This window comes from Rubrobacter tropicus, assembly GCF_011492945.1.
GTDB classification, from domain to species: Bacteria; Actinomycetota; Rubrobacteria; order Rubrobacterales; family Rubrobacteraceae; genus Rubrobacter_D; species Rubrobacter_D tropicus.
In genome coordinates this window covers 4,213,655-4,236,445 of record NZ_CP045119.1, presented here as the reverse complement: position 1 = coordinate 4,236,445, position 22,791 = coordinate 4,213,655, and the positions used below count along the sequence as shown (strand labels likewise).

At 66.9% G+C, this 22,791-nt stretch carries 22 protein-coding genes and 1 pseudogene; 12 read left to right on the top strand and 11 right to left on the bottom strand.

Annotation, left to right across the window (positions count from 1 at the left end; all coding sequences use genetic code 11):
- The first annotated feature begins 309 nt into the window (after nt 1–309).
- A complete protein-coding gene (locus GBA63_RS21180) occupies nt 310–1,029 on the top strand; it encodes a GntR family transcriptional regulator (protein ID WP_166179401.1) in 720 nt (239 codons plus the stop codon).
- Between the two features lie 263 nt (nt 1,030–1,292).
- Here GBA63_RS21180 and GBA63_RS21175 read toward each other — a convergent pair whose 3' ends face one another.
- On the bottom strand, nt 1,293–1,769 hold the full coding sequence (locus GBA63_RS21175; protein ID WP_166179399.1) for a GAF domain-containing protein: 477 nt from the start codon (nt 1,767–1,769) through the stop codon (nt 1,293–1,295).
- A gap of 276 nt (nt 1,770–2,045) precedes the next feature.
- Here GBA63_RS21175 and modA point away from each other — a divergent pair, with 276 nt between their 5' ends.
- A complete protein-coding gene (modA, locus tag GBA63_RS21170) occupies nt 2,046–2,864 on the top strand; it encodes a molybdate ABC transporter substrate-binding protein (protein WP_166179397.1) in 819 nt (272 codons plus the stop codon).
- The gene (locus tag GBA63_RS21165; protein ID WP_166179395.1) at nt 2,861–3,700 is read left to right on the top strand and encodes an ABC transporter permease; all 840 of its coding nucleotides are present in this window, start codon (nt 2,861–2,863) and stop codon (nt 3,698–3,700) included. Before modA ends, GBA63_RS21165 begins: the two co-directional genes overlap by 4 nt.
- Before the next feature lie 122 nt (nt 3,701–3,822).
- Here GBA63_RS21165 and GBA63_RS21160 read toward each other — a convergent pair whose 3' ends face one another.
- A complete protein-coding gene (locus GBA63_RS21160) occupies nt 3,823–4,041 on the bottom strand; it encodes a TOBE domain-containing protein (RefSeq protein ID WP_166179393.1) in 219 nt (72 codons plus the stop codon).
- Nucleotides 4,022–4,351, bottom strand: coding sequence for a PucR family transcriptional regulator (locus tag GBA63_RS21155; protein ID WP_166179391.1), 330 nt, complete (start codon nt 4,349–4,351; stop codon nt 4,022–4,024). The genes GBA63_RS21160 and GBA63_RS21155 overlap by 20 nt, the downstream gene beginning before the upstream one ends.
- A gap of 358 nt (nt 4,352–4,709) precedes the next feature.
- Between GBA63_RS21155 and GBA63_RS21150 the strand changes: the two genes are divergently transcribed.
- The 8 genes and pseudogenes from GBA63_RS21150 to GBA63_RS21115 all read left to right on the top strand — a co-directional run bounded on the left by GBA63_RS21150 (nt 4,710) and on the right by GBA63_RS21115 (nt 13,567).
- Nucleotides 4,710–5,192: a (2Fe-2S)-binding protein gene (locus GBA63_RS21150; RefSeq protein ID WP_228282230.1), complete on the top strand. Its 483-nt coding sequence runs from the start codon at nt 4,710–4,712 to the stop codon at nt 5,190–5,192.
- 13 nt (nt 5,193–5,205) lie between these two features.
- Nucleotides 5,206–7,809 carry a xanthine dehydrogenase family protein molybdopterin-binding subunit gene (locus GBA63_RS21145; protein WP_166179387.1) on the top strand — a complete coding sequence of 868 codons (2,604 nt, stop codon included), beginning with the start codon at nt 5,206–5,208 and terminating at the stop codon, nt 7,807–7,809.
- Nucleotides 7,806–8,654, top strand: coding sequence for an FAD binding domain-containing protein (locus GBA63_RS21140; protein ID WP_166179385.1), 849 nt, complete (start codon nt 7,806–7,808; stop codon nt 8,652–8,654). Before GBA63_RS21145 ends, GBA63_RS21140 begins: the two co-directional genes overlap by 4 nt.
- A gap of 29 nt (nt 8,655–8,683) precedes the next feature.
- On the top strand, nt 8,684–9,595 hold the full coding sequence (locus tag GBA63_RS21135) for an AAA family ATPase (RefSeq protein ID WP_166180478.1): 912 nt from the start codon (nt 8,684–8,686) through the stop codon (nt 9,593–9,595).
- On the top strand, nt 9,588–10,736 hold the full coding sequence (locus GBA63_RS21130; RefSeq protein WP_207956969.1) for a vWA domain-containing protein: 1,149 nt from the start codon (nt 9,588–9,590) through the stop codon (nt 10,734–10,736). The genes GBA63_RS21135 and GBA63_RS21130 overlap by 8 nt, the downstream gene beginning before the upstream one ends.
- 186 nt (nt 10,737–10,922) lie before the next feature.
- A pseudogene (locus tag GBA63_RS21125) lies at nt 10,923–12,082 on the top strand (XdhC family protein).
- A complete protein-coding gene (locus GBA63_RS21120; RefSeq protein ID WP_166179383.1) occupies nt 12,079–12,711 on the top strand; it encodes a nucleotidyltransferase family protein in 633 nt (210 codons plus the stop codon). Before GBA63_RS21125 ends, GBA63_RS21120 begins: the two are co-directional and overlap by 4 nt.
- Before the next feature lie 19 nt (nt 12,712–12,730).
- Nucleotides 12,731–13,567, top strand: a complete 837-nt coding sequence (locus GBA63_RS21115) for an SRPBCC family protein (RefSeq protein WP_166179381.1) — start codon at nt 12,731–12,733, stop codon at nt 13,565–13,567.
- Between the two features lie 173 nt (nt 13,568–13,740).
- Here the strand turns inward: GBA63_RS21115 and GBA63_RS21110 are convergent, their stop codons facing one another.
- The 4 genes from GBA63_RS21110 to GBA63_RS21095 all read right to left on the bottom strand — a co-directional run bounded on the left by GBA63_RS21110 (nt 13,741) and on the right by GBA63_RS21095 (nt 17,952).
- Nucleotides 13,741–14,184, bottom strand: coding sequence for a DUF4396 domain-containing protein (locus tag GBA63_RS21110; RefSeq protein ID WP_166179379.1), 444 nt, complete (start codon nt 14,182–14,184; stop codon nt 13,741–13,743).
- Between the two features lie 262 nt (nt 14,185–14,446).
- On the bottom strand, nt 14,447–16,744 hold the full coding sequence (locus tag GBA63_RS21105; protein WP_166179377.1) for a heavy metal translocating P-type ATPase: 2,298 nt from the start codon (nt 16,742–16,744) through the stop codon (nt 14,447–14,449).
- Between the two features lie 116 nt (nt 16,745–16,860).
- A complete protein-coding gene (locus GBA63_RS21100; protein ID WP_166179375.1) occupies nt 16,861–17,526 on the bottom strand; it encodes a DUF305 domain-containing protein in 666 nt (221 codons plus the stop codon).
- A 51-nt stretch (nt 17,527–17,577) separates the two neighbouring features.
- Nucleotides 17,578–17,952: a hypothetical protein gene (locus tag GBA63_RS21095; protein ID WP_166179373.1), complete on the bottom strand. Its 375-nt coding sequence runs from the start codon at nt 17,950–17,952 to the stop codon at nt 17,578–17,580.
- 152 nt (nt 17,953–18,104) lie between these two features.
- Here GBA63_RS21095 and GBA63_RS21090 point away from each other — a divergent pair, with 152 nt between their 5' ends.
- Entirely contained in the window at nt 18,105–18,938 is an 834-nt protein-coding gene (locus GBA63_RS21090) for an LLM class flavin-dependent oxidoreductase (RefSeq protein WP_166179371.1), read from the top strand.
- 161 nt (nt 18,939–19,099) lie between these two features.
- Here the strand turns inward: GBA63_RS21090 and GBA63_RS21085 are convergent, their stop codons facing one another.
- The 4 genes from GBA63_RS21085 to pdxR all read right to left on the bottom strand — a co-directional run bounded on the left by GBA63_RS21085 (nt 19,100) and on the right by pdxR (nt 22,722).
- Nucleotides 19,100–19,312 carry a hypothetical protein gene (locus tag GBA63_RS21085; protein WP_166179369.1) on the bottom strand — a complete coding sequence of 71 codons (213 nt, stop codon included), beginning with the start codon at nt 19,310–19,312 and terminating at the stop codon, nt 19,100–19,102.
- Nucleotides 19,313–19,369: 57 nt separating this feature from the next.
- Nucleotides 19,370–20,236 (bottom strand): metallophosphoesterase family protein, encoded by an 867-nt coding sequence (locus GBA63_RS21080; RefSeq protein ID WP_166179367.1) that lies wholly within the window; start codon nt 20,234–20,236, stop codon nt 19,370–19,372.
- A gap of 45 nt (nt 20,237–20,281) precedes the next feature.
- Nucleotides 20,282–21,079 carry an alpha/beta fold hydrolase gene (locus GBA63_RS21075; RefSeq protein ID WP_166179365.1) on the bottom strand — a complete coding sequence of 266 codons (798 nt, stop codon included), beginning with the start codon at nt 21,077–21,079 and terminating at the stop codon, nt 20,282–20,284.
- Nucleotides 21,080–21,240: 161 nt separating this feature from the next.
- Nucleotides 21,241–22,722, bottom strand: coding sequence for a MocR-like pyridoxine biosynthesis transcription factor PdxR (pdxR, locus tag GBA63_RS21070; protein WP_228282229.1), 1,482 nt, complete (start codon nt 22,720–22,722; stop codon nt 21,241–21,243).
- Nucleotides 22,723–22,791: the final 69 nt, after the last annotated feature.

Below are 22,791 nucleotides of genomic sequence, written 5' to 3'. Positions count from 1 at the left end.
CTCTCCGCTCCAACGCTTGCGAGGCCCGCAGCCTCCCAAGACACCCCTTTACGGCCTTTTCCCCGTCGGCCGCACCTGCCCTAGCGACTATCTCCGGTCTCGACCTCCCTCCCCAGCGGAACTGTTACTACAATATAACAGCCTGTTTGTGCCGGGTCTAGCTTTCCCCGAAGCCCGGGGCGTGCTTTATAGCACCGGGTGTGGCCCCGCGCTACCGGTCGCGCGGGACGGCCGGAGAGATTGACACAACAATACTTTGATGTTACAGATGGTTATATGAGGCCGTTGTCGCGATCGAGTGCAGGGACGTTGTACCATCAGATCCTGCTCGGTCTGACGGAGCGGATCGAGTCGGGTGAGATCGGGATCGGGGACCGGTTGCCGAGCGAGGCCGACCTCGTGGCGGACTTCGGGGTGAGCCGGACGACGGCGCGGCGGGCGCTGGACGAGCTCAGGCGCCAGGGCCTCGTGCGGCGGGAGCCGGGGAGGGGAACTTTCCTTGCGAGCCCGAGGTTGCGGTCCAACCTGGCGTATCTACACAGTTTCTCCGAGGAGATCGAACGCTGGGGGTACACGCCGGGGGTTCGGCTCGTCCTTCGGGAGGAGCGGGCCGCTGACGAGGAGGTGGCGGGCCGGATCGGGGTCGAGGTTGGCGAGAAGGTGTTGTTCGTGCGGCGGCTCAGGCTTGCCGACGAGCGCCCGATCTTCGTGTGCGACTCGTACCTGCCCGTCGCCCGATTCCCCGCCCTGAAGGACGCGGACTACGGGACCGTCTCCCTGAGCAGGCTGTTGGAGGAGAGGACCGGGCGCCGGATAGAGCACGCGCGGCAGTGGATCGGGGCGGCGACCGCTGCCAAGGACATCGCGGATTTGCTGGAGATAAAGGCCGGCGTTCCGGTCCTCAAGATCACACGCATCACCTGCGTCACCGGCGAAGAACCGGCCGAGGCCGTCGAGGCCTACTTCCACCCGGAGCGCTATCAACACTACAACGAGCTCTCAACCCAGCCCGCAGAGATACCGGGCTGAAGGGGCGGAGACCAGGCTCCGGTTCTCCGCAGGAAAAGAACTTTCGTGAACGCAGGCTCCAGAGAGCCCGCAGAGCGGAGCCGCGTCTGAGGCGGGGCCTGATAAGGGTGATGCCGGGCGGCGAACTTTGGAGGGGGGAGCCGCCCGGCATCTGCGAATCGTTCACAATATTAGTTGCGAGTCTGGGCCTTTTCTATACTCCAAACGGGCCAGTATCGAGATCCCTTGTCGCGCTCATAAGCGTAAGGGAGCTCCCTCGCCAGCTAGGCGCCGGCGAGTGAGGCGACGCGGGGGGCTATGACCTCGCCGAGTTCTTCGAGCAGCGCTTCGTCTGCCGAGGAGAAGGCGCCGACCGTGTCGGAGTCTATGTCGAACTCGCCGACTATCTCTCCTTCGTGCCGGATCAGGACGACTATCTCGGACCGGGTGTGTATGGAACACGCCAGATAGTTCTCGACCTCGCGCACGTCCTCGACCACCTGGTTTTTGTCCTCCGAGACAGCGGTCCCGCAGACGCCGTCCCCGACCTCGATCCGGTCGTGGTCGGCCGGCGCCGTCCGGGGCCCGAGCACCAGCACGCCGCCTTTCATGAGGTAGATGCCGCTCCAGTCCCAGAGCGGGTGCGCGTCGTGTACCCGTCGGACGGCCTCGTTCAAGACCTCCTCGTCTGGCGCGTCCGAGGCCACGAGCCCCTCCACCTCCGCCTTGAGGTCCTGCGATAGCCCCGTTTTCTCGCTCATTTGCCGCTCCACTCTACGATGGTCATGTAACCAGATAATAACCGGCGGCCCGCGGTAGTTCAGGTGCCCGGCCCACGTTCGGTCCGGCATCCTGGATGCATACGTGCCGGTAAAGCAGGCAACCAGGGACTCGCCCGCCCGACGGGCCTGCGGGCATTGGGTCGGAAGTCTGTGCATGTTGCACAAAGACCGGGGGGCCGCCGTTCCCTAGTATGGAGATCCGCGCTTCGAAGGCCGGGGGCGTCGTGCAATGTTTCGAGGATAAGGTGGTCGAGGGTGGGTTCGATTCGGTCGAGGGCCGCGACGCTCGCGTGCGTCCTCCTGGTGCTGCTCGGCCCGGTATCTTGCGGCGGCGGAAGCGCAAGCGGTACCGAGGGCGGACGGGGCGGCACGTTGACCGTGCTCGCCGCTTCCTCGCTAACGGACGCCTTCGGGGAGCTGGAGAAGAGGTTCGAGGAGAGGAACCCGGGCGTAGAGGTGCGGCAAAGCTTCGAGTCGAGTTCGACCTTGCTCGCCCAGATCCAACAGGGCGCACCCGCCGACGTCTTCGCCTCCGCCTCCGAAGAGGAGATGGAGACCGCCACAAAGGAGGGCCTGGTCGAAGGTGAGACCCGGGTCTTCGTCAAGAACCGCGAGATCGTCATGGTGCCGAAGGACAACCCGGCGAACATCCAGGACTTCCGGGACGTTGCCAAACCCGGTGTGAGGCTCGTTCTGGCGCAGGAGGATGTGCCGGCGGCCGACTACGCCGTGGAGATCCTGGGCAAGGCCAACAACGAGTACGGGGGCGACTTCAAGCAAGACGTGCTCTCCAACGTCGTCTCGCGGGAGGCAGACGTGCGGGCCTCCGTGAACCGGGTGGTCGTGGGGGACGCGGACGCGACGTTCGGCTACGCCAGCGACTACACGCCCGACATCAGGGACCGGGTCGAGGTAGTTCCCATCCCGCCGGACCTGAACATAATCGCGACTTACCCCATAGCCGCGCTAGAGGACGCGGAGGAGCCGGATCTCGCGCGGGAGTGGGTGGACCTCGTAACGGGTGAGGAGGGCCAGCGCGTGCTGGACAAGTGGGGTTTCGAGCCCGCCTCGTGAGAAAGGGGGGCAAAGACGGCCGGGTTCTCCGGCGTTCCGCCGGGGGTGACGCGTTCGCCTCCGGGCTGGCGGTGGCCGCGCTGGGACTGCTCGCGGGGTTCATAAGCCTGCCTTTCATCAGCCTCTTGCTGTGGACGGTTAGCGAGAACTCGTGGCGGGCGATGGCCTCGCCGGTGGCGCTGGACGCGTTGTTTCTCAGCATCAAGACCACCTCGATCTCGATGGCGATCATCGTCACCGTCGGGACGCCCGCGGCCTACGTGCTGGCCCGGGCGGAGTTTCCGGGCAAGAGGATCCTGGATACCCTGGTGGACGTACCCGCGGTGCTGCCGCCGTCGGCGGCGGGTATCGCCCTGCTGCTGACCTTCGGGCGGTTCGGCGTGGTCGGCCAGTACCTGAACGTGTTCGGGGTGACGATTAGCTTCACCACGGTGGCGGTGATCATCGCCGAGGTCTTCGTCGCTGGCCACTTCTACGTGCGCCAGGCCGCCGTGGGCTTCGCCGGGGTGCGGCGCGACGTGGAAGAGGCGGCCCTGGTCGACGGGGCGGGACGGTTCTCGGCCTTCACGAAGGTGACGGTGCCGCTGACTTTCCCGGCCCTGATCGCCGGCGCGATGATGGCCTGGGCGCGGGCGCTCGGGGAGTTCGGGGCCACCATAGTCTTCGCCGGCAGCTTCCGCGGCGTCACCCAGACCGTCCCCCTCGCCATCTTCGCCGAGTTCCAGAGCAACATCGACGCCGCCGTCGCACTCTCCGTCCTCGTCCTCGGTTTCGCCTTCGTGGTGATCCTGGCCGTCAGATACCTGACGAGGAAGGTTTCAGGCTTCAGGTATTAGGTTTCGGGGGTGGCCGGCGGAGCCTGGAGGATGGGCCGGGTGGCCTGAGACCAGGGAGCCGCTCTCCCAACACCGGGGACCGCACGCGCAGCCCTGAAGCCTGAAACCTACAACCTGAAGCCTTATGCGAGGCCTTCGTCGGTAAGCACCATCACGTCCGTCGCCTTTACCAGCGCGGTGACCTGGCTGCCTACTTCCAGGCCGAGTTCGTCGGCGCTTTCGGTTGTTATGAGGGCGACCATGTGGTTGTCGCCGACCTGCAGGGAGACTTTCGTGGCGGCCTCGCCTTTGACTATCTCCGTGATCGTGCCCGGGAGCCGGTTACGGGTGCTCAACTTCATGGTCGTTGCTCCTCTCGGTGGATGCCGCCAGCAGGCCGAGTTGCAGCGCGAGCCGCGCCCGGTGGTCCTTCAAGTCTAGACCAGTGAGGTCCCCGACGCGCGCCAGGCGGTAGGGGAGGCTGTTGCGGTGCAGGTAGAGCCTGTCCGCCGCCTCGCTCGTGTTCGCGTTGGCGGCGAAGAAGACCTTCAGGGTTCGGATCAGGTCGCTGTTGTGCTCCCGGTCGTAGGCCTCGACGCGTCCGATCAACTCCCGAAAAGGCCGCAACTCTCCCGACCGGGCCAACGCTTCGAGCATGGGTTGCGGATCCAAACTCTCCCTCCATCCAGACGGCTCTGGACTCGACCGACCACGCGACGATTCTACAACCCGACCAAAAGCGACCCCGCCGTTGCGGAATTGTTACTACAATGTTACGGTTCGGGGCAAAGGCGTGGTCGGTTGGCCGGGAGGCGCGGGTTCGAGCGCGGGGAAAGTGGCCTGTGCTAAACTGCCCGCACTTCGGGAAGAAAGGGGAAAAGGGCATAGAATCGCCTTGTACGGCAGGAAAAGTGTGCTGTATGTGATCCCGTTGACGGCGGTCCGGTTGCGGTAGGGGAGACTGCATTTCGGGCGGGTTCCGAGGGGTCGGATGCTCGGTTCAGGGGATACGAGGGAAAGGAGTCGGGGGTTGCGTAGGATCCAGATGACGGTCGACGGCAAGGCCCACGTGGCGGAGGTCGAGCCGAGGTTGCTCTTGCTCCACCACCTGAGGGAGAACCTCGGGATCGGGGGCGTCCACACGGGGTGCAACACCACGAGTTGCGGGGCCTGCACCATCCACATAGACGGCGAGTCGGTCAAGTCCTGCACGGTGCTCGCGGTTCAGGCCGACGGGGCCAACGTCACGACGGTACAGGGCATCCGCGACAACGGGCTCTGGCACCCGATGCAGCAGGCCTTCCACGAGGCGCACGGGTTGCAGTGCGGGTACTGCACGCCCGGCATGATCATGGCCTCCATAAGCCTGCTCGAGGAGAAGCCGGACGCGAACGAGGCGGAGATCCGGGAAGGACTCGAGGGGAACCTCTGCCGCTGCACGGGCTACGAGAACATCGTAAAGGCCGTCCAGCTAGTCCAGAAGCACTCGGCCGCCACTCCCGCGGCGTCCTAGAGAAGGAGCATTCGTGACCGAAGCACCGCAGAAGTACGTCGGGGGCGGCGTACCCCGCAAGGAGGACCCGGCCCTCGTAACCGGCAGGGCCAACTGGACCGACAACATCAAGCTGCCGGGGATGCTGCACGCCACGCTCCTGCGCAGCCCCTACGCCCACGCCAGGATAACGAGCATAGACACCTCGGCCGCCAAGGAGCAGCCGGGCGTCGTGGCCGTCTACACGGGCGACGACCTTGCCCCCGAGTATGACGCTAACCCGCTGGCCAACCCCGCGGCCGTGACCGGCTACAACGTCTCCTTCGAGGATCGGGCCAAGTCCGGCGAGACCGCGACCGAGTCCTCCAACGGCGACGCCGTGGACGAGAAGACCCGCTCGTTCGTGGCCTGGATCGTCTCCGAGGACCTCAAGATCCCGAACCACTGGCCCGTGGCCCGCGACGAGGTGAACTTCGCCGGCGACATCGTGGCCGTCGTGGTCGCAACCGACCGCTACACGGCCCAGGACGCGCTCGAGTTCATAGACGTCGAGTACGAGCCGATGGACGTCGTGACGGACCTCGAGGCGGCCGTCGCCGACGGCTCCGCGCTGGTCCACGAGGAGTTCGGGACGAACGAGGCCTACACCTGGAACCTCGACACCGGCGACATCGACGAGGCCTTCGCGAACGCGGCGCACACCGTCAAGGAGCGCTACATCCAGCAGCGCCTGATCCCGAACGCCATCGAGACCCGGGGCATAGTCGCGAACCCCGACCCGATGAACGGCGGTTTCACCCTCTACACCTCCACCCAGGTCCCCCACATCCTCAAGGCCGTCCTCTCGGCGTACTGCGGCATCCCCGAGCAGCGGCTCCGCATCGTGGCGCCCGACGTGGGCGGCGGCTTCGGCTCCAAGCTGAACGCCTACTCCGAGGAAGTCCTCGGGCTGGTGATCGCCCGCAAACTGGGCGTGCCGATCAAGTGGATCGAGGACAGGAGCGAGAACTACCTCGCGACCATCCACGGCCGCGGTCAGGTTCAGGACATCGAGGTCGCCGCCGACGCGGAGGGTCGCATCCAGGGCATGAGGGTGAAGCTCCTCGCCGACCTTGGCGCCTACCTGCACCTGAACACCCCGGGCATACCGCTGCTCGGCGCGTTCATGTACCCCGGCGTCTACACCTTCCCCGCGTACTCCTTCGAGTGCACGGGCGTCTTCACCAACAAGACACCGACGGACGCGTACCGCGGGGCCGGGCGTCCGGAGGCCGCCTACGCCGTCGAGCGCATAATGGACGGCCTGGCGCGCGAGATGGGGTTGGACCCCGCGGAAGTCAGGCGCCGCAACTTTTACGAGCCGTTCGACGAGCCGGTCGATACGCCGGCCGGCATCCAGTACGACTCGGGCAATTACCAGGATGTGCTCGAGAAGGTAATAGACCTGGCGAAGTACGACGACCTGCGCGCCGAGCAGCAGCGGCGGCGCGAGGCGGGCGACCCCGTACAGCTCGGCATCGGGTTCTCGACGTACACCGAGATCTGTGGCCTCGCCCCCTCTCAGGTGCTCTCCGCCCTTGGCGCGGGCGGCGCGGGCTGGGAGATGGCGAAGGTCCAGATGCTCGCCTCCGGCAAGGTCGAGGTCGTCACGGGCACCACGCCCCACGGCCAGGGCCACGTAACCTCGTGGTCCCAGATCGCCGCCGACGCCCTCGGCGTTACGCCGGAAGACGTGGAGGTGCTGCACGGCGACACCGCCGTGGCGCCTTACGGACGCGATACCTATGGCTCGCGTAGCCTTCCCGTCGGCGGCGTCGCGGTACATCTGGCGGCCCAGAAGGTAGTAGACAAGGCGAAGAAGATAGCGGCCCACATGCTGGAGGCCGCCGAGGGCGACATCGAGTTCGAGGGCGGCCGGTTCAGCGTCGCGGGGTCGCCGGACCAGAACGTTACGATGGCGAAGGTGGCCGGCGCGGCGTACCTCGCCGACAATCTGCCCGAGGGCATGGAGCCGGTCCTTTCGGAGGAGTTCTTCTTCGACCCGCCGAACTTCACGTTCCCGTTCGGGGCGCACATCTGCGTCACCGAGGTGGACACGGAGACGGGGTTCGTCAAGATCCGGGACTACTTCGGGGTGGACGACTGCGGCCCGATCATCAACCCGACCATCGTCGACGGGCAGCTCCACGGCGGCATAGCCCAGGGCGTTGCCCAGGCCCTCTACGAGGAGGCCGTCTACGACGACGAGGGCAACCTCACGACGGGCTCGATGGTCGATTACCTGATCCCCGGCGCCCCTGAGCTGCCCAACTACACGCTGGAGCGCACGGTAACGCCGTCGCCCTCGAACGCGCTCGGCGTGAAGGGTGTGGGCGAGGCCGGGACCATCGGCGCCCCGCCGGCGGTCATAAACTCTGTGGTTGACGCGCTCTCGCCCTACGGCATCACGCACGTGGACATGCCGGCCTCGCCGTGGAAGGTGTGGCAGGCGATCCAGGACTCACAGGGCCGCGATCCGGGCACGCGCGACGCAGACCGCTCGGGCAGGCCGGCCCAGGGCACGGGCGGCCAGAGCGCGATGGAGCCCGGGCTCGGCAGCCCGCACGACGACCAGATGAACGGAGGTGACCGCGCTTGATCCCCCTCGCTTTCGACTACGAGGTCGCAGAATCTGTGGACCACGCCGTCGAGCTTCTGAACCAGCACGGCGACGAGGCAAAGCTGCTCGCCGGCGGCCACAGCCTGCTCCCCATAATGAAGCTGCGCCTCGCCGCGCCGACGGTCCTTATAGACCTCGGACGCATCGACGGCCTGAACTACGTCCGCGACGAGGGCGACACTCTGGCCATCGGCGCGATGACCCGCCACTGCGACGTGGAGCGCGACCCGCTACTTCAGGAGCACTGCGGCCTCGTCTCCTACACGGCCTCGCTCGTCGGCGACCCGCAGGTAAGGCACCGCGGCACCATCGGCGGCTCCATAAGCCACGGCGACGCCGCGAGCGACCTGCCGAGCACCCTCCTCGCCCTCGACGCGAATTTCGTGGTCAGGGGCCGGAACGGTGAGCGTACGGTGGCCGCCGGGGATTTCTTCAAGGACTACCTGGAGACGGACCTGGCGCCGGACGAGGTGGTCACGGAGATCCGGGTCCCCAAGCTGAACGGCGCAGGCTGGTCTTACAAGAAGTTCAACCGCCGCGCCCAGGACTGGGCCGTGGTCGGGGCGGCGGCCGTCGTCGAGCGCTCCAACGGGACCATCGGCTCGGCCCGCATAGGCCTCACCAACATGGGATCGACGCCCATCAGGGCAACCGCCGCCGAGAGCGCCCTCTCGGGGGCCAGCCCGGACTCGGTGGCCGAGGCGACCAGCAGCGCCGACGAGGGCACCAGCCCCTCGTCGGACATAGCGGCATCGGCCGAGTACCGGCGGCACCTGGCGCGGGTCTTGAGCAAGAGGGCCGTGGAGGAGGCCCTGGGCCGTTGACGGACGCCTCTAACGGACGCCGGGGGGCCATGCCCCCCGGCGTTTCGCGTTCCGGGGAGTTGGGCGAGCTGCTCAGGGGGGAGAGCTACCTCGCCGACGAGGGGCTCGTCACGGCGATCTTCCTCGCCCTCAAGCTCGGACGGCCGCTCTTCCTGGAAGGCGAGGCCGGCGTCGGCAAGACCGAGGTTGCGAAGGTCTTGTCTCGCATCCTTGATACGCCCCTGATCCGGCTCCAGTGCTACGAGGGGATAGACGTCTTCCAGGCCGTCTACGAGTGGGACTACGCCCGCCAACTCCTCCACATCCGGGCCGCCGAAGCCTTCGGCGAAGAAGACCGCGCCCACGTCGAGCGCGACCTCTACGACCGCGAGTTCCTCGTAAGCCGCCCGCTCCTGCAGGCACTCGAACACCGCGGCCCGATGCCGCCGGTCCTCCTCATAGACGAGGTAGACCGCTCGGACGACGAGTTCGAGGCGTACCTGCTGGAGATACTCTCGGACTTCGCCGTCACGATCCCCGAGCTCGGCACCATCGCCGCCGAGAGGCCGCCCGTCGCCGTGCTTACCTCCAACCGGACGCGCGAGGTCCACGATGCCCTCAAGCGCCGTTGCCTCTACCACTACATAGAGCACCCCGGCTTCGAGCGGGAGGTTGAGATCGTCAAGCTCAGGGTCCCAGAGGCCGAAGAAGAGCTCGCCCGCCAGGTCGCAGCCGCGACCGAGAACATGCGCTCGATGGACCTGTACAAACCCCCCGGCGTCGCCGAGACCCTCGACTGGACCGAGGCTTTGGTGGCACTCGGCGCCCGCGAGCTCGACGAGAAGCTCGTGGAGGCCACTTTGGGCTCCGTGCTCAAGTACCGCGAGGACCAGCAGCGGGCAAAGGCCGCCGGCCTCTCCGCCCTCGTCGGCGGGGTCCGTTCGGCGGGGGGCGATGCCTGAAGAGGCCGCACCGGCGAAAGCCCCGCCGATGCTCGACGCGGCGGTAGCCTTCGGGCGCGTCTTGCGGGGCGCGGGCCTGCGCGTCGGGACGGACCGGGTGGTCGGGTTCGCCCGGGCGATGGAGGAGCTGGACGCCGGGAGTCGGGAAGACGTCTACTGGGCGGGCAGGGTCACGCTCACCTCCCGCCCCGAGGACGTAACCATCTACGACAGGGCCTTCGAGCTCTTCTGGGACTCGGGGGGCGGCGCCAGGCCGCGTCCGAGGCCGAAGGTGCGGTTCTCGGTTCCCCAACCCGACCAGTCCGTCTTTCCCCCCAAAAAGACCGTGGAGAAGAACGAGGGCGGCGAGGAGGCCGTCAAGCTCCGCTACAGCCCCATCGAGGTGCTCCGCAGCAAGGACTTCGCCCTCTATTCGCCCGACGAGTTCGCCGAGCTGAACCGCCTGCTCGCCGACCTCAGGCTCTCGGGAGCACTGCGGCGCAGCCGGAGGCTCGAGCCCTCCGCGCGCGGCAGGTACGACCCGCGACGGACCATGCAGGCCGCGATGCGCACCGGCGGGGAGGCCGTCAGGCACCGCTTCAGGAAGACGCGCGTGCAGCCCAGGCGGGTGGTGCTCCTTTGCGACGTGTCCGGTTCGATGGCGCCCTACAGCCGGGCGCTCCTGCGGTTCCTGCACGCCGGTGTCGCGAGCGGGGCGAAGCTCGAGGCGTTCACGCTCGGGACGCGGCTCACCAGGATCACCAAAGAGCTGACCACCCGCGACCCCGACCAGGCGCTCAGGCAAGCCTCCGGCGCCATAGAAGACATCTCCGGCGGCACCAGGCTCGGGGACGCCGTAAAGGAGTTCGTGGACCGCTGGGGCCAGCGCGGGATGGCCCGGGGCGCAGTCGTCGTCGTCCTCTCCGACGGCTGGGACAGGGGCGACGTGGCGGTGCTCGCCGAGAGCATGAGGCGCCTGAACCGGCTCGCCTACAAGACCATCTGGGTGAACCCGTTGAAGAGCGCCCCAGGCTACAAGCCGCTCGCCGCGGGAATGGCCGCGGCGCTGCCGCACGTGGACGTCTTCCTCTCCGGCCACAACTTCGAGAGCCTCGAAGAGCTAGCCCGCGCCGTGGCCGCCGCGGCGGAACGCGAAGGATAGAATGAGCCGTCAGCTATCAGCATTCAGCCGTCAGCTTCTCCCGTTCGAGAGTACCGCAGCTGAGGCAACCGGAGGCCGGTTACGCTCACCCGGAGAGACGAAGGCGCGAAGGCTTACGTATCGAGACGACTAGCTGAAAGCTGATCGCTGATAGCTAAGAGCTAAGCGACCAAAGGGAGGCACCGCATGAACCCCGTTATAGACAAAGTGGCCCGGTGGAGCGAGGAGGGCAAGAGGTCGGCCCTCGCCACGGTCGTGAAGGTCGAGCGGTCCGGGCCTCTCGGGCCGGGGACTTCGATGGCCGTCTCGGAGGACGGGCAGGTGGTCGGGTCTGTGAGCGGGGGGTGCGTGGAGCCTGCGGTGTACGAGGAGGCTATGCTTGCGATGGAGACGGGGGAGCCGAAGCTGCTCTCCTACGGCATCTCGGACGACGAGGCGTTCGGGGTTGGCCTCACGTGCGGCGGGATCATCCACATCTTCGTCGAGCGGGTGGATTACTAATGGGCAATTTGCTCTCCCGCTGGCACGCCGCCCTGGCCGAGCAGTCGCCGGTCGCGATAGCCACGATCATCGACGGCCCGGGGATTGGGAGCAAGCTGCTCGTCTCGCCAGAGGATCACGTCGGCAGCGCCGGCAACGACGATCTCGACAAGGCCGTCATCGAGACCGCCCGTGGCATGCTGGAAGGCGGCAAGACGGGCACCGTCCACTACGGCCCGCGCGGCCAGCGCAGGATGGAGGACGTGGCGGTCTTCGTCCAGTCCTTCGCCCCGCCGCCGAAGATGTACGTCTTCGGGGCCATCGACTTCGCCAGCGCGGTCGCGAGGGCCGGCAAGTTCATGGGATACCGTGTCATCGTCTGCGACGCCAGGGCCGTCTTCGCCACCCGCGAGCGCTTCCCGAGCGCCGACGAGGTAATCGTCGCCTGGCCCGACGAGTTCCTGAAGACCGCCGAGGTGGACGGCCGAAGCGTGATCTGCGTCCTCACCCACGACCCCAAGTTCGACGTGCCCGTACTGAAAGCCGCCCTCGACACGCCCGCAGGCTACATCGGGGCGATGGGCAGCCGCCGCACCCACGACAACCGCACGGCCCGCCTCAAAGAGGAGGGCGTCGGGGAGGAGCAGCTAGCTCGCATCAGCAGCCCCATCGGCCTCGACGTCGGGGCGCGGACGCCCGAGGAGACGGCCATCGCCATAGCGGCGGAGATCATAGCCCAGAGGACCGGCCATTCCGGCGGCCGACTCGCGGAGCGCTCCGGCCCGATCCACGCCCCCGACCCGGACATGCCAATCTCCCCCGACGAACGCGACGCGAGACAGGCTGCCGGGGAACGCGCCCGGTGACGGACATTCCCAGCGGCGTATCGGCGGTCTTGCTCGCGGCCGGCTCGGGCAGCCGGTTCGGGGGCGGCAAGCTGCTCGCCGACTTCGGTGGAAGACCTCTGATAGAAGCGACCCTCGAGAACCTGGAAGGCGCGCCCGTGGACGAGACCATCGCCGTTCTCGGCGCCGACGCGGAAGGGCTGCGCCGGATCTGCGAACCCCACAACGTCAGGGTGGTCGAGAACCCGGACTGGCACCTGGGACAGGCCACCTCCGTGCTGGCGGGGCTGCGGGCGGTGCGGCCGGAGGCGCGGGCCGCGGTCATCCTGCTGGCTGACCAGCCTTTCGTCGGGGCCGAGGCGGTGGGGCGGCTCGTCGCGGCGTTCGAGGGTGGGGCGGAGGTGGCCGTGGCGACCTACGGCGGGAAGCGGCGCAACCCCGTGCTCTTCGCGCGGACCGTCTGGCCCACCCTCGAAGAAGAGCTTTCGGGGGACGAGGGGGCGAGGGGTCTGTTGCGGCGGCGCCCGGAATTGGTGGTCGAGGTGCCTTGTGACGGGGTTGCTGACCCGTCCGATGTCGATACCAAAGGAGACCTGCGGCGTTCGGAAGAGGTGCGCGGGCTCCGGGGTGCCTATAAGATAGAGCGGTGATCCAAGAGGAGGAGATCCCATGAAGATCAACAACGAGTTCACGGTGAGCGCCCCGATAGAAGAGGCGTGGAAGACGATGCTGGACCTGGAGAAGATAGCCCCCTGCCTGCCTGGGGCAGCGATCCAGGAGGAGAAGGGCGACGGCGAGTACAACGGCACGATGAAGGTCAAGATCGGCCCGATCACCGCCAGCTACAAGGGCACCGTGAAGTTCGAAGAGACCGACGAGGCGAACCACCGCGCCGTCCTCCAGGCAACGGGCCGCGACGCCCGCGGCCAGGGCACGGCCTCCGCGACCATAGTCTCCAAGCTCCAGGAAGAGGGGGCCAACACAAAGGTCAACGTCGAGACGGACATGAAGCTCACGGGCCGGGCGGCCCAGTTCGGCAGGGGCATAGCCCAGGACGTCGCGACGAAGATGCTCGACCAGTTCGCCGCCTGCCTGGAGCAGGAGATCTCGGGCGGCGGGGCCGCCGCGGAAGCCGCAGCCCCCGTAGAACCGGCCTCCGGCAACGGCTCGCAGGCTGCCGCCCCCGATGGCCAGGCGCCGCCCGCCGCGGGGGCCGGGGGCACGGCCGGCAGGATCATAAGCAGCGAAGACCCCGCCGTCGCGGCCGGCGGCACCGTCGAAGGCGCCGTCGTGGCCGGTTCCTCGGAGGCAGCCGCAAGCGCCCCGACCACCGGCGCCCAGCAGCCGACCACCCAGGGCGCGCCCCGTCGAGGCCCCGCCGAAGAGCCGGAGGCCTTCGACCTCGGTGCGGCGAGCCAGGGCGCGATCCTCAAGCGTCTCGGACCCGTGCTAGCCGGCGCGGGCGTGCTGTTCGTCCTGATCTGGCTCTTCCGCAGAAAGCGGTAGAGCTTTCAGCCATCGGCTGTCAGCAAAGGGCCTGTCGGAAATCGGGTGCCGACCGCGTAATCTGCGGGGTTGTCTTGCCCTTGTGGAACCTTTCGGGGCGGGTTCGGAACTCTTCCGAACCCGCCCCGTGGACGGTCGACGCTCTGTCTCTTAAGAGCTGACCGCTGAAAGCTCTAATGATGCTGGTGGACGACGGCGTGGCCCTTGCCGCGGGCGATGAGGTAACGGTTGACCGGGAAAGCCGCGACGAAGGCGACCGCGAGCGCGAAGGCGAGGCTGCCCCAAAACACGAGGCTCGCGAGGCTCGCCTCCATCGCGCCGGGGATGACGAGCATGATGGCGTTGTCCACGATCTCCATGACGGTGATGGAGAGGGTGTCGGAGGCGAAGGCTAGCGGCAAGACCGTCGCAAGCGCCATCCCGGAGCGCAACAGCGGCAGCATCGTCAGAGAGTAGCCGAAGAAGAAGGCGAGGACGACCGCCAAAACTATCGTGGCGAAGTTGCCCCAGCCGAGCGCCGTCCCGATCACCATCCCAAGCACCTCCCCGATGGCACAGCCTGTCAGACAGTGCAACGTCGCCGAGAAAGCCGTCCTGTTGAGCGAGGAACTACCCATCTTGTCGTACTCCTCTCCAAAACCATCAATAGTCTCATAGTATACCCCCCAGGGGTATATGTCAAAATCCAAAGCTGTCTGCAAAGAGGTCGAACCGCTCTAGAAGCTGTCGGCTCTCAGCCATCAGCTGTCAGCCTAGAGCAAAAAGCTGATGGCTGAGAGCGGAGGCGAAGCCGGAGCGGGCCGACAGGCTGACGGCACGGAATGCAGTGGCATGAGCCACTGCATTCCGCTTTAGAAGTAGGCTTTTCGCCTTTCGACCTCAGGAGATCGAGAGCTTCTCGCGGTTCAGGGCGAGCGCGTTGAGCGTGACCGTGACGGTCGAGGCGCTCATCGCGAGGGCTGCCCACTCTGGTTGGAGCAGGATGCCGAGGCTCGGGTAGAGGGCGCCTGCGGCGATAGGGATCGCGAGGACGTTGTAGATGGCTGCCCAGAACAGGTTCTGTTTGATCTTGGTGCGGACCTTGCGGGCCATGTCGACGGCGACCGCCACGGCTGCCGGATCGTCTTTCATGAGCACGACGCCGGCGGTCTCTACCGCCACATCGGTCCCGGCGCCGATGGCCATGCCGACGTCCGCCTGGGCCAGGGCTGGCGCGTCGTTGACGCCGTCGCCGACCATCGCGACCCGTTTTCCCGAGTCCTGGAGGTCTTTGATCTCCGAAGCCTTGTCGCCGGGGAGGACTTCGGCGAGGACGGTATCCATACCGAGCTGACGGGCCACCGCTTCCGCCGTGTGGCGGTTATCTCCGCTGAGCATGACCGTCTCGACGCCGAGGTGGTGAAGTTCGGTGACCGCCCTCCTTGCGCTCTCGCGGATGGTGTCGGCGACCGCAACGAGGCCGCCGGCCTCGCCGTCCACGGCGACGTACATGGGGGTCTTGGCGTCACCGGCGAGTGTTCCGGCGCGGTCATCCAGGTCATCGGCCGGGATCCGCTCGCGGTCCATAAGGGCCTTGTTGCCGATCAGAAGTCGTTTGCCGCCCACGATCGCCCTGATGCCATGTCCGGGAATGGCCTGGAATTCGTCCGAGGAGTCCAGCGTGAGACCGCGGGCGGTCGCCCCCTCGACGATCGCGCGGGCCATCGGGTGTTCGCTGCTAGAATCCGCCGAGGCGGCGAGGCGTAAGAGCTCGTCCTCGGATGTGCCGTCCCTGGGGATCACGTCGGTGAGGGCTGGACGGCCTTCGGTGAGCGTGCCGGTCTTGTCGAAGACGGCGGTATCCACGCCCGCCGTCGCTTCCAGCTCGGTCGCGTTTTTGAACAGCACGCCTCCTCGGGCGCTCTTCCCGACTCCCACGGTGATGGCTGTCGGAGTCGCGAGCGCCAGGGCGTCGGGACAGGCGATCACGATCGTCGAGACGGCCGCCGTTACGGCGAACAGTAGGCCCTCGGAGCCGAGGAGGAACCAGACGAGGAAGGCGATCAGGCCCGCGCTCAACGCCACGAACACGAGGTACTTGCCTGCCACGTCGGCGAGACGCTGCGCGGGTGCTTTGGACGCCTGGGCATCCTGGACGAGCTGCACGATCCTGGAGAGGGCCGTGTCGGCCCCGATGGCGGTGGCGCGGAAGTCGAAGGCGCCTGTCTGGTTCACGGTGCCCCCGGTTACGCGCGTGCCCTTCTCCTTCGCCACCGGGACGGGCTCGCCGGTGATCATTGACTCGTCCACGTAGCTTGAGCCCGAGATGACGACCCCGTCCACCGGCACCCTGCCGCCCGGCCTCACCACTATCACGTCGCCAACCGCGACCTCATCCAGGGGTATCTCTACTTCCAGGCCGTCACGCCTGACGAGGGCGGTATCCGGTGCGAGCCGCAGGAGCGCTTCGACCGCGCGTCCCGTGGCGAAGCGGCTGCGCATCTCCAGCCAGTGTCCGACCAGCGAGAAGGTCGTGAGCATCGCGGCGGCCTCGTAGAAGACCTCGCCTTCGAAAGCGAAGGTGGCAGCCACCGAATACAGGTAACTGACCAGTATGCCCAGGGCGATCAGGGTCATCATGTTCGCTTCGCCGCGTAGCAGGGCGCGCCAGGCGCTGGAAATGAAGACCCATCCACCCCAGAACACGACAGGCGTAGCCAGGATCAAGCCAAACAGCTCCATCGAGAGCCCGAAGGGGGGTTCCGCGGTGAAGCCCAGGCTCTCCCCGACGGGTGAGTACAGTACTATCGGAATGGTGAGTAGTGCCGACACTACCGCCCGGCGCAGCATGTCCCTGACCATCGCCGCGCCGTGACCCGCGTGCGCGTCCTCGTGCGCGGCATGCTCTTCTCGCGGCCCTACGTCGTGTTCGGACGGGCGTTCGCGGCAGTCGCAGCGGTAGCCGCTGTTCTCCAGTTCTGACCGGATGCGACCGCTGTCCACGAGGTTCGGGTCGTATTCGAGACTGGTTACGCCGCGGGTGCGGTCCAGGTTCACGGCCAGGATCCCCGGCCGAGACCCCAGATCCTTCTCGAGATCCGCGTACTCGCCGCCGCAGTAGCAGTTCTTTAGCGCTACTTCGAGCACCCGGGGCGTGTACGTAGAGTGGACGGCGGGAGTTTGGTCGTGTTCGTGCATCTTGCGACCTTTCTGGTTTTCGAGGAGAGCGGATGCGGTTCTTCCTGGTCGTTCTTGGTGAGGGTCGGAATAGAACACCGACCCTCACCACTGACGTCAGAGCTCCGGAAGCTCCACTAACCCCCCGGGTACCACTGTTCGCGCCACTGCTTCATCTGCGAGATCTCACGCTCTTGAGCCTCGACGATGTTGGTTGCCAGCTCCTCTATCCTGGGGTTCTGGCTCTTGTCCCTGGCGACCTCGGCCATCTCTATGGCTGACTGGTGGTGCGGGATCATGTTGTCGATAAAAGCTTTGTCGAAGGGCTTCTCGTTCGCCAGGTTCCCGGAATCCGTCATCATGCCCATGTTCTCCATCTGGCCCGAGTTCATGCCCGTAGGGATGCGGGAGGTGCCGAACTCCTCCTGCTTTATCTCCTTGAGATCTTTTATCTCGGCCTTCTGGGTGGAGACGATGTTCTCCGAGAGCTGCTTTATCTCTTCGTGCTCGGCGTTTTCGAGCCCGACCTCCGCCATCTCCACGGCCCCCTGGTGGTGCGGGACCATGGCATCGATGAACCGCTCGTCGGAGTACCTGCCGTTTTGCATCAGCATCCCGGATGCGTCACCGTCAGGGCCCTGACCCATATTCCGCACCTCGTTGGTTTTCGCGCTTTCCTGGGCGCCGGAACCGCCGGCGTCGTCCTTCGCGCTCCCGCCCGCTCCTCCGCAAGACGCAGCCGCCAGGACCAACACCGACAACAGCCCGACTACCGCGAGCCTGGTGTGTAGCTTTATCTGCACTTCTTCCTCTCTGTGCTCGTGTTCTCTGCCCGTCTTTGCCAGACGGATGGCTCAGAGCCGGAACACCTGCAGGGAAGTAAGAGTCGGTCCGCGGGGTCGAAAGCTGACCTCAGTCCGGCGCGCCCGCTCCCCCGCGTTCGGAGCCGGAAGCCTCCCGAGCGCCAGCGCTCTTCCGCCAAAAAGCAGGAGCGTCACGAAGAACAACGCGAGCAGGGTGGCGAAGTACGCGCCCCCCTGATGCATCCCGTCGACGCCCCGGTCCGGCACGGAATCGTGGCCTCCCGGCGCGTGCGCGACGTGCGCCCCGTGGGCGTCGGCCGGGGGCGACTGGTGCGCGTAGCCGAACGCCCCGTGGCAGAACAACAACGCCACCGCGATCGCGACGACGGTGAACCTGCCCGACCCGGAACCCCACGCGTTCGACATCGATTCTTTCTAACATACCCCCTACCCCTATACAAGAGAAGATTGGTTTTGCGGGCCGTCGGGTGTATTTTGCTGTTGGAGGGCGTACAGGGGCGTCGTAGACTGAAGACGTCTTTGCTGGAATCGTCTTCCGGCGGTGAGAGGAGGCGAGGTTGCGTTACGGGTTCGTGATCACGGCAGGAGGCCCGCGCGAGGTCGCGGGGCTGGCGCGCGAGGTCGAGGAGTCGGGCTGGGACGGCGCTTTCTACTGGGACGGCATGGCGATCGGGGCCTTCGATACCTACGACCCGTGGGTTGTGATGGCCGCGATGGCGATGCGCACGGAGGGGGTCCGTATCGGCGCGATGCTCACGCCGCCGGCCCGGCGAAGGCCGTGGAAGCTCGCCCGCGAGGCGGCGACCCTGGACCATCTTTCAGGCGGGAGGCTCGTGATGCCCGTTGGCCTCGGAGCGGTGGACGACGGCGGCTTTTCGAAGGTCGGGGAGCCGGTGGACCGGAAGACCAGGGCGCAAAAATTGGACGAGAGCCTGGAAATCCTGACCGGGTTGTGGAGCGGGGAGCCGTTCTCCTACGAGGGGAGGCACTACCGGTTGGAGGAGATGACGTTTTTGCCGAGGCCGGTTCAGAGACCTCGAATCCCGATCTGGGTTGTCGGCGCCTGGCCGAGCGAGAAGTCCATGGGCCGCGCGCTGCGCTACGACGGCGTCCTGGCGGCCAGGGTGGGTGGAACGTTAGAAGAGCCGGGCGTCACGCCGGAGACGATCCGGGAGATAAAAAGCTACGTAGAAAAGAGCGGCAAAGAGGGTGCCTTCGACATCGTGCGGGAGGGCGAGACGCCGGGTGAAGATCCCGCGGCGGCCGCCTCGATGGTTCGTCCCTACGCGGAGGCTGGGGCGACGTGGTGGATAGAGGCGCCCTGGACCCCGCCCAACTCCCCCGAAGACCTCAGCCGCCGCATAAAACAGGGACCGCCGCGGGCCGACTAGAGATGTTTGCAGGGGATGTCCCCTGCAAACGCTGTCGGCCATCAGCGGTCAGCTTTTTGTTCTTGGCTGAAAGCTGATGGCTAAAAGCGGAGGCGAAGCCGAAGCGGGCTGAGAGTCCCCGAAGGGGACGTGCTAAGAGGCGCGAAGCGCCGGGCTGAAACCTACCTCTGGGCGTCTTTGAGGATCTCGAAGATCTCTTCTATGAGGGCTTCGCGTTTGTCTGGTGGAAGATCACGGGGGTGGATCGTCTGTTTGTCCGACTGGAGGTTGCGCAGGCTCGCCTCCTCGGAGAGGTACTGATCGATCAGGCGCACGATGGCGTCCACTTTTTCGCGGGGCAGCCCGTCGCCGCCGCGGGTGAGTCTGCTCCACATGGTGGTCCCTTCCGTGACGGGTCACATTAGCGCCGGATTATACAGTCGGTTCCGGTATCAGGTGGGGCGGGAGAGGGTACGCCTGGGGAAGGATCGGTCCTCTGAGGGGACGAAGCCTACGCCCTTTTTCCAGGAGTGGGCGATGATGCGGAGGTTGTCTTCGTCGGTCTCGACGAGGTTGAAGGAGGAGGCCCTGCCGGGTTTGATGCGGTTCGAGATGGTGCCGGCCGTCGAGATGACGAGGCCGTGGGCGCCCTTCTCTATCGTGTGGACGGCGTCCTGGTGGTCGTGGCCGCAGAGGACGAGTTCGGTGCCGAGGTCCGAGAACGAGTGGAGGGCCTGCTCGGTGTTGGCGAGGCCGTGGCGGCCCGAGAGTTCGCCCCGGATCGGGTTGTGGTGGATCATGACGATCCTGGCCGCCCCGGGGTCGGCGGCCTCGAAGGCGGCCTTTACCCGTTGGATGTCCGCGTGCTTGACGTGCCCGATCACGCCGAGGTCCCGAAACCTCTTCGTGAGCGACCCGCGCGAGATGCCGTGCGCCGTGTTCAGGCCCGCGATAACCGCCCCCGGCACCTCGAGTGAGGGGCTGAGGTCGTCGGAGATGTGCCTGCGGTACCGGGAGTACTTGAAGTTGTGCGCCCCCTTGCGGAGGAGCCCCGCGAAGCCGAGGTTCCGGGCCACCGCGCCGAGCCAGCGGATGTCGTGGTTACCGGGGATGACGACGTAGGGCGCTATCTCGCGCAGCGAACCCAGGTACGCGCTCGCCTGCGCGAACTCCCTGTTGGTACACCGCTGCGTCAGATCTCCCGATACGGCGATGCCGTCTGGCTCGATGCCTTCTATAAACTCTCGCAGCGCGTCGAGCCGCTCCGCGACGGCTGGCCGCCCGAAGTGGAGGTCCGACACATGAACCAGGGTAGTCACGGGGCAGGATTCTACCGGAACGGCGCGGCTCTAGAAACCCGCCGCCTACAGTCCTCCCAGGAACTCCTTCACGGCCCCGTTGAAACCCTCGGGGTCTTCGAGGTTCGAGAGGTGGCCGACGTTGGTGAGGGTTACGTGGCGCGAGCCGCGGATCTTGCCGGCCATCTCGCCCATCACCCCGGGGGAGGAGATCGCGTCGTCCTCGCCGCCGATGACGAGGGTCGGGACGGAGATCTCCCCAAGGGTCGTCTCAGAGTCCGGGCGCTCGCGCATAGCGCCGAGGGCGGCGACGGCCCCGTCCGGCGTGTTCTCCAGGATAATGGCCCGCACCTTCTCAGCCAGCCCGCCGTCGTTCTCGCGGGTGTGGGGGGAGAGGAGGCGCTCCATCTGGAGGTCCGGCAGGATCCCGATGCCCTCCCTGGCGACCCTGAGGGCCATCTCCTTGCGGGTCTTCCGGATCTCCTCCGAGTCGGGGTCGGGACGGGTGTTGGCGAGAATGAGGCCCGAGATCCTTTCGGGAAACGACCTCACGCACTCAAAGGCCACGTACCCGCCCATCGAGACGCCGCCGAGCACGACGCGCGGGATCTCCAACCTGTCCAGCAGGCCCAGCACGCACCCCGCGTAATAGCCCACGTCGGGCTGGGCCGGGGTCCTCGGCGAGTACCCGAAACCGGGGAAGTCCGGCACGACGACCCTGCGATCCGCGGACAGGGCCTCCAACTGGGGCTCGAACATCTTCCCGTTGAGCGGAAAGGCGTGCAGCAAGACGAGCGGATCGGCCGGTCCCTCGCCGACCTCCCTGTACCACATGGACACGCCGAAGTTTCTGCTATCCGCCACGTTATCTCCTTGGTTTTGGGTTTCAGGTTACAGGTGTCAGCCATCGGCTTCTTGATTTAACGTCGGCTATCCCCACGAAAACCGCCACCGATAGTATCGTCCTGGCAAGACCATTTTCGTGTTTACGTTCCCTGAAACCTGATGCCTGACACCTGAAGCCTTTATTCCAGCGCTTGGGCGAGGCGGCGCACGCCTTGACGGATCCCGGCCTCATCGACGGCCGCGTAGCCGAGCATGAGGCCGCCACGGCCGTCGGACGGCTTTCCGTAGAGGGAGATCGCCGGCGCTTCTACGCCCCGCCCGGCGGCGCGGCGGGATGCTTCGCGGTCGTCTTTGCCCGCCGGTAAACGGCCCACGAGGTGCATGCCCGCGCCGGCGGGCGGGACGTCGAGGAGTCCGGAGAGGTGTTTGGCGGCTTCCTCGACGAGCAGCGCCTGTCTCTCCGCGTAGAGGGAGCGCGTGCGGCGGACGTGGCGGGCGAAATGGCCCTCCGCCATGAAGTGGGCGAGCACGGCCTGCTCCATCCCCGGCGGCTGCCTGTCGGAGAGCTCGCGGGCCGCCGTGAAGGCGTCCACGAGGTCGGGCGGGACGATGAGGTAGCCGAGCCGGAGCGACGGGAAGAGGACCTTGCTGAAGGTGCCGACGTAGATGACGCGCCCCTCAGTGTCCAGACCCTGCAGCGCTTCGAGCGGCCTGCCCGAGTAACGGTACTCCGAGTCGTAGTCGTCCTCCAGTATCCAGGCCGAGGAGCGCCCGGCCCAGCGGAGAAGCTCCAGCCGTCTTGCGAGGCTCATCGTCACCCCGAGCGGGTACTGGTGGGAGGGCGTAACGCACGCGAGCCGCGCGTCCGGATCCCGCCCAATCCCCACCCCGACGTCGAGCCCTTCCGCGTCCACGGGCACAGGGACAAGCGTGGCGCCGGCGCCGAGGAGCGCGGCCCTGGCGCCCCGGTAGCCCGGCTCCTCGACCCAGACCGCGTCTCCGGGATCCAGGAGCACCCGCGCGCAGAGGTCCAACGCCTGCTGGGAGCCCGAGACGACTATCACCTGCTCCGGCCCGCACCTGACCGCCCGCGCCGGACCTAAGTGGGCCGAGATCTCACGCCTCAACGGCCCGTACCCCGCCGGCTCCCCGTACCCGAGCAACCCGACCGAGGGCCGCCGCCACACCCTCCCAACCAGCCGCCGCCACGCCCCGAACGGGAACTCCTGTGTCGCCGGAACGCCAGGCCGGAAAGCGCGGGGAACCCCCCGGTCCCTCGCGACCGACGTGGGCGTCGCCGCCATCACCTCCCCCCGCCTGCTCAACGCGCGCCTGCCACCAGACGCACGCACCTTCGAACGCGCCACGCCCCGTACCCCGAGCATGTCGTCGGGCAGGGAAGGGGCAACGTACGTGCCAGAGCCCGCCCTCCCCTCCAGGTAACCCTCCGCGAGCAACTGGTCGAAGGCCGCGACGACGGTCGTGCGCGAGACCCCAAGCTCCGCCGCCACGGCCCGCGTCGAAGGCAGCCGCGCCCGCGCCGGGAGCCGGCCGGCCAGGATCTCCGCCCGCATCCCCTCGTACAACTGCCTGTAGAAAGGCGTCTCCGAGAGCGGGTCAAGCTTCACCCAGGCCGGTACCTCGGCCGCCCGCCTGGTCACCCTGCACCCCCGATCTTAGTGGTCTAGTCGGAATACATAATAGTGGATCTGGTAGGGAGTCCGCACCCG

Excerpts from the sequence above, each read along its gene's own strand:
- GBA63_RS21160 (WP_166179393.1), bottom strand. The coding sequence starts at position 4,041 with ATGAAGTTGAGCACCCGTAACCGGCTCCCGGGCACGATCACGGAGATA.
- GBA63_RS21130 (WP_207956969.1), top strand. The coding sequence starts at position 9,588 with ATGCCTGAAGAGGCCGCACCGGCGAAAGCCCCGCCGATGCTCGACGCG.
- GBA63_RS21175 (WP_166179399.1), bottom strand. The coding sequence starts at position 1,769 with ATGAGCGAGAAAACGGGGCTATCGCAGGACCTCAAGGCGGAGGTGGAG.
- GBA63_RS21110 (WP_166179379.1), bottom strand. The coding sequence starts at position 14,184 with ATGGGTAGTTCCTCGCTCAACAGGACGGCTTTCTCGGCGACGTTGCAC.
- GBA63_RS21085 (WP_166179369.1), bottom strand. The coding sequence starts at position 19,312 with ATGTGGAGCAGACTCACCCGCGGCGGCGACGGGCTGCCCCGCGAAAAA.
- GBA63_RS21105 (WP_166179377.1), bottom strand. The coding sequence starts at position 16,744 with ATGCACGAACACGACCAAACTCCCGCCGTCCACTCTACGTACACGCCC.
- GBA63_RS21095 (WP_166179373.1), bottom strand. The coding sequence starts at position 17,952 with ATGTCGAACGCGTGGGGTTCCGGGTCGGGCAGGTTCACCGTCGTCGCG.
- GBA63_RS21115 (WP_166179381.1), top strand. The coding sequence starts at position 12,731 with ATGAAGATCAACAACGAGTTCACGGTGAGCGCCCCGATAGAAGAGGCG.
- GBA63_RS21135 (WP_166180478.1), top strand. The coding sequence starts at position 8,684 with ATGCCCCCCGGCGTTTCGCGTTCCGGGGAGTTGGGCGAGCTGCTCAGG.